Below are 9,039 nucleotides of genomic sequence, written 5' to 3' on the forward strand. Positions count from 1 at the left end.
CCCCCTTTCACGCGTGGGGACTAAGGGGGGTAATAATGTGATGAAAATCACAGCCAACCACTTTTCAAACAACCTCTAAGAGTGCGGACAAGGATAAAGGATAGAAAATTAATACTTTATCCTTTATCCTTCATCTGACTAAGAGTTATTCTCTAACCAAGTAATTAGATCGTTTGTGTTGGAAAAATCTAACAGTGCTTCACCCAAATTTTCCAACTCAGCAGTGGATAACCCCTGAATTTGTTGTTCTATTTCTAGTGCAAGCTCGCCAAACCGACGAGTTAAGAGACGGATAATTAATTTTGCCTCTCCTTTTTGCTCGCCTCTATGGAGGATACTTTGATAGATAACTGATTCTTGCATAACTTCCTCGCTAAAAAACTGTTGAATCAAATTTTGATTGAATCGCAAACCAGCTAGAAGCTGTACGCACGCTGAGATATTCTGTTGCTCTTGTGTTTCTTCAATCATATCCACAGCCGCAGCCACTTGTTTTAGCAAGGTACTGGGTGAATTGCTTCTAGCCAAAGGTGCTAGCGGTAAAAGACCTGGATTTGCCAATAGCGTTGCTGGATCTTCTTCCCAAACCCGAATAACACGATAGTTGTGGATTGTGTTTGTATCTACATATTGAGGAGCGAAAAACAATTGGTGAAGTTGTTTGTTGTAAAAAAATGATAACTTGTATAATCTCACACCCATAGAGCCGTTTCAACCGAGTGTAATAATCAAGCATCCGAAAATCTAACGGAACCTTCGATTTTGGCAGGGTTTGAAATTCCAAGTGCAGTATCGTGTTAGCGACTTGTAGGAAGGTAACAGAATCAGCACGAGTCGGTTCTAGATTCAGTTCCGTCTTTAAAACTTGAATATCCGATGTATCAGATTGTAGTAGCCATCGAGCGAACTCAGCAGGGTAAGTTTCAGCAAGGTATTTACAGGTGTTATCGTAAGCCAAGGTCAAAAGAGTATGGAAGTGCTTATTTACACTATCCTAAATAGTACATTTAAACTATTATTTTTCTAACCTAATCTAAAATCTCTCCAAGTATAAATGCAAGCGCTGGATATAACGGTTCACAATAGAATTTGATGCGATCGCTAAGCAAGAGAAACAGTGAACGAAGATGAGTTTGTGAAGCAGATTCAATACGTGCAGAAACGCGTAGCTGAACTGCAAAAGAATGCCAGCAAATTACCGTCAGACCAACAAAGTCGGTTGACAAAAGCTCTTGAGAACTTGAGCTACGCTATGAGGGACTTGCAAGTTGCAGAGGAAACTATACGACTTCTACTGTCCGCAGTACAACAATCTAAAGATTCTATTATTATTACCACAGCCAAACTTGACCCACCTGGGCCTGAAATCGTCTTTGTCAATCCAGCTTTCAGTCAAATGACTGGTTACGAGATTGAGGAAGTACTGGGTAAAACTCCACGTTTGTTGCAAGGTCCCAAAACAGATCGCGAACTGCTAGATGACTTGCGTAAACATCTATCTGAGGCAGTACCTTTTCACGGTGAGGCAATCAACTACCACAAAGACGGCACGGAATTTTATGTGGAATGGAATATTAGCCCTATTTGTAATGTCAACCAAACCATAACACACTTTATTGCCATTCAACGTGACATTACTGCCCGCAAACGCATGGAGGAAGAACGCGAGTCTCTACTCCAGCGGGAACAGGCAAACCGTGCGGAAGCAGAAGCAGCAAACCGAATAAAAGATGAGTTTTTGGCAATGCTTTCCCACGAACTCAGAACTCCTCTCACTCCAATTCTGGGTTGGTCAAAGCTGCTGCAAACAAATAAGCTACCGGAAGCAAAACTTCAACAGGCAATGGTATCAATTGAGGAGCATGCTAAACGTCAGGCAAAATTAATTGACGATCTGCTCGACCTTTCGCGAATTGTGCGGGGCAAATTAACACTTAATTTAACTTCAGTGACATTGGTTGTGCCGATCGCTGCTGCTCTTGAAACAGTTCGTTTGGCAGCTGAAGCAAAATCAATTCATATCAAGACAGTACTGGAAGCAACTGTGGAACCAGTCATGGGTGATGCAAGCAGATTGCAACAAGTCTTTTGGAACTTGCTTTCAAATGCCATCAAGTTTACTTCAGAAGGCGGCTCTATTATAGTAGAACTACAACGAGTGGAGCGCTACGCCCACATTACCGTTAGCGATACGGGACAAGGCATCCATCCTGATTTCCTACCCTTTGTCTTTGACCGTTTCCGCCAAGAAGACAGTTCCATAACGCGCCAATTCGGTGGCTTAGGGTTGGGACTAGCGATTTCCCGACAAATAGTCGAAGCTCACGGCGGAACAATCGAGGTAGAAAGTATTGGTGTTGGAAAGGGTACAACCTTTATCATCAAACTACCCCTGATAAAAGCTCCTCCACAGATAAACCCAAACCCCAAAACACCTCCGCCCTCTATAGATTTAAGCAATATAAAAGTCCTAGTGGTAGAGGATGATGCTGGTACGCGAGAATTTATCACTTTTGCTCTCGAACAGTATGGAGCTAATGTCAATGCAGTGGAATCGGCAACAGGAGCGATAGAAACATTGGCACAGTCAAAGCCAGATATACTGTTAATCGATCTTGGGATGCCAAAGATAAATGGTTACACTCTGCTGCGTCAGATTAGATCGATGACGCAAGAGCAAGGAGGAAAAATCCCAGCTGTTGCTCTGACAGCATATGTAGGAGAAAACGATCGCCAACTTGCCCTTGGAGCTGGTTTTCAAATGCACGTCCCCAAACCAGTTGAACCAGCCGAAATCGCGACAGCGATCGCCCAACTATTAGGCAAAAAGCAATGAGTTAACTTTGCTTTCTAGCAACGACTACTTACATACAGGAATAATTTATGATTTGTGAAAATTTTTAAGTACTGTAGGTAGGGCTAAAGCCCACCAATAGAATCGTTTGGTGGGCTTTAGCCCTACCTACTACGTATATTTCAAAAATCAAACAGGAGTCTCATACATCCGAAATAGGTAGTTTCAAAGTTGTATTTAAAAAAGTCTTAATAAAAACTACATAAACTTTTGAAAACATGGGAGCGCAAAAGACTCTGTAATATCTAATACAGTCATTTTATTTTCTACTGTAACGACTTCAGGGGAAATACTTACAAGTCAGTCATTCATATAAAAATTTCACAACTAAGTATGAAAATAATTCTGTTCCAATGCCCAATGTCCGGTTCCCAATCCCCAATACCCAATCAGGTGCATATCTCAATTTAAATGAAACTACTAATCAATAGTGTTGAGCAAGAAGAGCCACCTTATATGATAACGATAACAAAAACATTTACAACACAAGCAGTTCAAACTCAACCAAATGAGACTCAGTATTATGACGTACAAGCAGCATCTTTCCTACAAGAAGTGATTGAGAGTTTACAAGACGGTATATTGATTTTAACAAAAACAGGCGAACTTATTCACGCTAATACATCAGCTCGTCATATTCTAGCTCAATTAAATAAAAATGATTCTTACTCTAGTGTCGTACCAACTGCTATCTGGAATCTTTGCAAATCATTACTAGAAAATAAAAATTCTTTTCCAGAAGAATCTATTGTTTTATCTAATGAAATAGCTTTAGATAAAGCTACTGTTTTTCGAGTAAGAGTCAGATGGCTAAATGTCGATCAATTACATCATTCTTGTTTTTTGATAACTATTGAGAATAGATATGAATCTCTCAAAAATATTGCTCTTACAGAGATTAAAAAATACGATTTAACACCAAGAGAAGCTGAAATTTGGTGTCTTTATCGAGCTAAGTTTAGCTACAAAGAAATTGCCAACCAGCTTTACATCACTATTAATACTGTTAAAAAACACATGAAAAATATTCATGCTAAAAGACATAGCAGTGACCAGTAGTCAGTGACCCTCCGGGTTCGCCAGTTCCCTACGGCGGGAGACCCGCCTGCAAGACTGGACTCACCAGTGACCAGTGACCAGTAACCAGTGACCAGTTAATTAAGTTGGAATGGTGTTTTTCAAAAAAGTTTAAATCAAACAGTACCCTTATGGGTACTACCCTTACAAACTATAATCCTCTATCTTGTAATCTTAGATACCTTGTAAAAATCATCTCAACCTTTGAGGCTAAAGTCTGAATCTACACAGCTAACTCAAGTGCCAAATTCCATAACTGGAGGTTAGGAGTGTGGCTCAAGCCATGTGCTTCCTTGTTCGTAGTTCTTATCTACGAGCTATTTAGGTGAATTGTGTCTTTGTAGTTTTATGATTTTAGCCATTGAGTTATTTTACAAGAGGTCTACTACAGAAACGGGATATCTTTTATGCTCAGTCAAAAGTCAAAGAATGAAATGACTTTTGACTTTTTACGTTTATATTGGAAATAGAAACTAGGGATTAGGTATTGGGAACTAGAAAGTACTATTAGCTCCATTGTTTAAGAATTCATTTTTTTTGTAAGCGCAGTAATGTATTATATATTTGCCGCTTTAAGTCTTCATTATTTTGGACTTCTACCGTAATTTGATTAAACCTATTAATGGTCATTCCATTATCTGTGACAACTTCTTGATAACGCTGACAATAATTAACTGCAATATCTTTAGCTTTATTTGGCAAATTGTTAAAACTGTTTTTATCATTGCAAACTATTTGAGGAACGTCTTTGCTACCAATCATCTGTTTGATTTCATCAAAAGCCTGTTGGCGTAAGGGTTCCATCGTTAACATTGTTTTAGCGTAACTGGTTACTTCGTTGGCTGTAACTGTTGATGGATTTTGAGCATAGGCTTTTGAGTTTAATATCCAAACGCTAGAAACTAAACTAGCAGTAGCAATAACTCCTACAAAAACAGACTGGGAGAGTATCCGAATTAAATTAAGTCGGAGCGAGCGATGGATAATTTTCTTCATCATCTTTATACAAAACAACTACAGCAGGGATATCTTAATTTACTCTGAATTATTTTGTGAGGGAGAAGTTCCATAAACCCGTACTCTTCTGTACTGAACTCGATTTTTAATGTTATTTTCCCTGACAGACTTGACAAAGTTCTATGACTTTAGTCTGTAGTATCGATGTTTCTGAGTTTCCTTGCTTGAGGCTGACTTCTAAATCTAGTAGCAGGGGTAAACAGGCGATTAGTTGCTTCGCCGAAATAGACTTAACGTCTTTCTGCAAAATATAAACCCGATTAAAATTGGCTATTTCTGCAGCCTTTGCGATCGCCTGAACATTGCGTTCTCCACTGTCCATCATCAGTTTAACCCACAACCAAGTGCGAAACTGACCGATGAGGGTAGCGACTATCCGTAAAGGAGGCTCATTAGCATTCATTAAGTCTGTCAACATTATTAAAGCTCGAACTGTATCTCCTGTTCTAATTGCCTCTGCTAATTTTAGGCTACTTTGAGTCGTATTTTTAACTAACTGAGCAATAACGTCTGTATCTAAAGGTTTCGCGTTCCCCTCAGCATAAAGCCGTAGCTTTTCGAGTTCGTTATATAGTAAGCGTGTATCATTGCCCACTGCTTCCACTAACATCTCCACACCCCTAACAGTCAGTTTGACACCTACAGTTTGGGCGGCTTGCTTAGCAGACTGTATGAGAATTTCCGTCTTCCAAGGTGGTGTAAGAGAAAATTCTCGAAACTCAGCAAACTTTTTTAAGAGTTTGGTAGACTTAAGCCGTTCGTCAGGCTTGTTGCTGCTTGTTAGCAATAAGTGGGAGTTAGACGCAACAACGGGCAAAGTTCTTTCTAATTCAGAGAGCAAACTTTCCGGGCATTGCTGACAAATGGTACTATTTGGAAGCCACACCAAACGCCCGCCCGCACCAAATGGAGGTGTCATGACTAGGTTTAACGCTTGGATTGGGGCATTTGTGTCATCAGAGGACAGTACAGTGTAGTTAAAACTAGCCCACAATGGATCGAGATAGCGATCGCGCAGAAGAGAAACTTCCTTCTCGATAGCAAAATCATCCTCTCCCCAGTAAACATGGATTGGCATATCGAAAACTAAATACTTCTTAAATCGTGTCGTGAAGTTGACTAGTGTTGCCTACAATCAATAAGCGAGAGAGTGCGAGGATATATAGGTTGGACGACAACTATCAAACTTACTTAAATAGAGTAGCGCGGATGACGCTGTTAGAAGCCTACAGAACACAAATCCAGCATATTCAGGAATCTGCCAAATTTCAGCCGCTTCCGACTGGACAAAGAGAAGCAGTCCCTTTTCCCGGTTATACAGTTATGACCCCTCCCCAGGAAGAGGACTCAGAAAACACAGGATTTTACAAATATTTACAAAACTACCAGGAAGAACTTTTAAAGTTACCTGTCAACGACTCAGAAGTCATTGTACCAGTCCCTCCTGCTAGCTTTCACGTGACACTGGCAGATTTAATTTGGGATAATGCTTACCGAGACGCTTGTGAAAAGAATCCAAAGTTCGACGAGCAGTTGCGATCGCTCTTTACAGAAATTTTCCAACAGTACCAGCGATCGATAGTACCCCCCACTCAACCAATCCGCTGGCAAATGCAAGGGCTAACAGTTATGCCAAGAGCCATAGGCGTATGTTTAATCCCCCAGGATAAGTACTCCTACGAACAAATTCTTAACTTTCGTCGCACAATTTATCAAAACTCCAATCTTCTGCCATTAGGAATTGAACAACATTATCACCTAACAGCACACGTTACATTAGGATACTTTGGGGAAATTTCTTCCAATATAGACCGCGATCGTTTAGCATCCATATTAGATAATCTCAATCAGCAATGGATAGAAAATGCACCCGCATTTCTCGTACACCGCGCTGAGTTAAGAAAATTCGACGACATGACTCGCTATTATCGGGAACCAGATTGGCCAATATTGAATTTTGGATGAGTTAGTTGTTGGTTGATAGTTGTTGGTAGGTACTAACCACTGTACGGGCGCGGCGGCCTTGCGCCCCTACCAACCACTATCCCCGTAAATTTTGATAAGCAATGTAAATTGCTTCCAAAAACACATCAGGAGTAGTGCTTTCTGGGACAGTTTCCAATTGAAGAATCTCTTGAACATCTTTAGCTAATCGCGAAGCTACTGAAGCTCTTGCTTTTGCAGTCATACCACCTCGTCTATGCAAATATTCTTTAATCACAGCAAAATCATCTGGTAACATAACTGATAAATCGGCAATTTGGAGCAATTTATCTGCCTCTTGCTTTGCCTGTTCTGATAAGGTAAAAGTCCTCGATTTAGTGACAACTTGATTTTGAATCACAATAGTACCAGCTGCTAAATCCCCCAAACGCTTTTCACGTCGAGCAAACATAATCAGAAAAGCACCAATAAATAAAAATTCGTCAATCGGTCTTAGCAAAGCTCGTAATGTTGTTTGTGGCAAACCTACAGGTCTACCATCATCTCGAACAACACGAATTTTGGCAACTCGTTTACCAGGAGTTTGACCTTGCCAAAGCGTTTCAAAAATAACAAAATATCCCGCATAAATTGTAAAGCCAATCAAAGATGCGATCGCGATCGACCAAAGAGCGGCTTTGCTACCAAAAATAGATGTCCATAGCTCATTCAATTGAACAGTAATCGTTGTCCATGTGACAATAAATGCCACCATAATAGCAGCTAGAACGTGGTAATCAATTAATAAAGCCCAAGCACGATTGCCGATACCAGCCAGAGTAAATTCTAGTTCTACACTCTCTGGTGTCCTAAATTTTACACGATTAAATATATGCATAAGTCATTAGTCACTGGTCATTAGTCACTGGTCATTGGTCACTGGTCACTGGTCATTAGTCACTAGTCACTGGTCACTGGTCACTGATTAAATTTCTGAATCCCTTATTCTTAAACCCAAACCTTCGCGACGGCTTCGCAAGTCATAGTAAATGACTGCTTTGATTGACTGCCAAAATGGGACTACCAATGCAGCGCCTACCAAAGTAATAACTAGACGTAACAAAGATAAGAGTACGGCATAGCCCGGTTTATCTTGAGCTACAGTTTCTACTATTCCCTGAAGAATAGCACTGACAAAAGTGAACGGAAGTTGTATGGGAAAAGTAATCAAATAGGCGACAAATAGAATTGCCGCAATTCGCCACACATGTCCTTTTGTTAATTCCCAACTCCGACTAATAGTTGAAGTTCCATCGACATTGTCTTCAACAGCTAGAGGAATTTCAACAAGGCAAAACCGGGCTTGTACCCACAATATAGCTACTATAAAAACTGGTAGTAAAAGAAGTGTTAATAACACAATTGTTAAGACAATTACAGGATTAACAGTTGCACCACTTGTCTGACTTGCAACAAAGATACCAGTTAAAATTCCAGCAAAAATAGCAAAGGGTATTATTATAACTATAGCCAACCCTATACCAATGGCAAACATTAATAAACCCATAACTAAAAACTGCCACAGTCGTGAATTCACAAAACGACGACCACTTTCAACGCTTTCCGGTTGACTGACTAATTCACCAAATGCCAAACGGGATATTAAAGCCAAAGTTGCCGAACATTTCGCCCAGCCGTAGACAGGTACAAATATCCATAAATAAGCAACAGATGCCAGCGTAAGGTAAGACTTAAGATGAGAACTGTATAATTTCAGTCCTGCACTGACAACATTGCCAAGACTGAGAGGCTGTATAGGGCTAGGAGAACCGGGATTATGGGACATAATTTCAAAGACTTTTATCGAGTAGAGCAGTGAATTTGATGCTATCAAAAATAGCTTGGGAGAGTGAGAACCCCTCAGTTTTAACGAGAAAATGAAACCCGACACAACAAGTTAAAACTTATTGTGTCCGTTCCAAAGCATGGTATATTACTCTGACTACTAGCATAGGTGAAAAACCCATAGCAAAAATGGTGTTGGTAGATCGGAGTCTAAGCTCCTTTTTGAACCATGACAATTGAAGATAGGTGCGATTCGTTGGTCGAAATGTATAGACATATACAGGGATGACCTCGGAGAAAAGAAAAGGAAACTTATTAATCTC

General features: G+C 40.1%; 7 protein-coding genes and 1 pseudogene. 3 read left to right on the forward strand and 5 right to left on the reverse strand.

Annotated elements, in window-relative coordinates; all coding sequences use genetic code 11:
• Nucleotides 1-138: 138 nt before the first annotated feature.
• A pseudogene (locus ACKTT2_RS01425) lies at nt 139-958 on the reverse strand (Rpn family recombination-promoting nuclease/putative transposase).
• A 159-nt stretch (nt 959-1,117) separates the two neighbouring features.
• On the opposite strand from ACKTT2_RS01425, the gene ACKTT2_RS01430 reads away from it, so the two are divergent.
• Together ACKTT2_RS01430 and ACKTT2_RS01435 are read left to right on the forward strand one after the other, a co-directional pair.
• Nucleotides 1,118-2,836 carry an ATP-binding response regulator gene (locus ACKTT2_RS01430; RefSeq protein ID WP_407883222.1) on the forward strand — a complete coding sequence of 573 codons (1,719 nt, stop codon included), beginning with the start codon at nt 1,118-1,120 and terminating at the stop codon, nt 2,834-2,836.
• A 474-nt stretch (nt 2,837-3,310) separates the two neighbouring features.
• Nucleotides 3,311-3,913: a helix-turn-helix transcriptional regulator gene (locus tag ACKTT2_RS01435; RefSeq protein ID WP_407883232.1), complete on the forward strand. Its 603-nt coding sequence runs from the start codon at nt 3,311-3,313 to the stop codon at nt 3,911-3,913.
• Nucleotides 3,914-4,459: 546 nt separating this feature from the next.
• Here the strand turns inward: ACKTT2_RS01435 and ACKTT2_RS01440 are convergent.
• A complete protein-coding gene (locus ACKTT2_RS01440) occupies nt 4,460-4,927 on the reverse strand; it encodes a DUF4168 domain-containing protein (RefSeq protein WP_407883234.1) in 468 nt (155 codons plus the stop codon).
• A 112-nt stretch (nt 4,928-5,039) separates the two neighbouring features.
• Entirely contained in the window at nt 5,040-6,026 is a 987-nt protein-coding gene (holA, locus tag ACKTT2_RS01445; RefSeq protein WP_407883224.1) for a DNA polymerase III subunit delta, read from the reverse strand.
• A gap of 89 nt (nt 6,027-6,115) precedes the next feature.
• Here holA and ACKTT2_RS01450 point away from each other — a divergent pair, with 89 nt between their 5' ends.
• Complete coding sequence (locus tag ACKTT2_RS01450) at nt 6,116-6,913, forward strand: DUF1868 domain-containing protein (RefSeq protein WP_407883226.1); 798 nt, start codon at nt 6,116-6,118, stop codon at nt 6,911-6,913.
• A gap of 76 nt (nt 6,914-6,989) precedes the next feature.
• Here the strand turns inward: ACKTT2_RS01450 and ACKTT2_RS01455 are convergent, their stop codons facing one another.
• On the reverse strand, nt 6,990-7,769 hold the full coding sequence (locus ACKTT2_RS01455) for an RDD family protein (protein WP_407883228.1): 780 nt from the start codon (nt 7,767-7,769) through the stop codon (nt 6,990-6,992).
• An 87-nt stretch (nt 7,770-7,856) separates the two neighbouring features.
• A complete protein-coding gene (locus ACKTT2_RS01460) occupies nt 7,857-8,717 on the reverse strand; it encodes a glycerophosphoryl diester phosphodiesterase membrane domain-containing protein (RefSeq protein ID WP_407883230.1) in 861 nt (286 codons plus the stop codon).
• Nucleotides 8,718-9,039: the final 322 nt, after the last annotated feature.

Origin of the sequence: Scytonema hankhaensis NUACC26, from assembly GCF_045865695.1 — a bacterium.
In the GTDB taxonomy this organism is placed as follows: domain Bacteria; phylum Cyanobacteriota; class Cyanobacteriia; order Cyanobacteriales; family Nostocaceae; genus Scytonema.

Coding starts and splice junctions, on each gene's coding strand:
- ACKTT2_RS01455 (WP_407883228.1), bottom strand. CDS start 7,769: ATGCATATATTTAATCGTGTAAAATTTAGGACACCAGAGAGTGTAGAA.
- holA (WP_407883224.1), bottom strand. CDS start 6,026: ATGCCAATCCATGTTTACTGGGGAGAGGATGATTTTGCTATCGAGAAG.
- ACKTT2_RS01435 (WP_407883232.1), top strand. CDS start 3,311: ATGATAACGATAACAAAAACATTTACAACACAAGCAGTTCAAACTCAA.
- ACKTT2_RS01460 (WP_407883230.1), bottom strand. CDS start 8,717: ATGTCCCATAATCCCGGTTCTCCTAGCCCTATACAGCCTCTCAGTCTT.
- ACKTT2_RS01440 (WP_407883234.1), bottom strand. CDS start 4,927: ATGAAGAAAATTATCCATCGCTCGCTCCGACTTAATTTAATTCGGATA.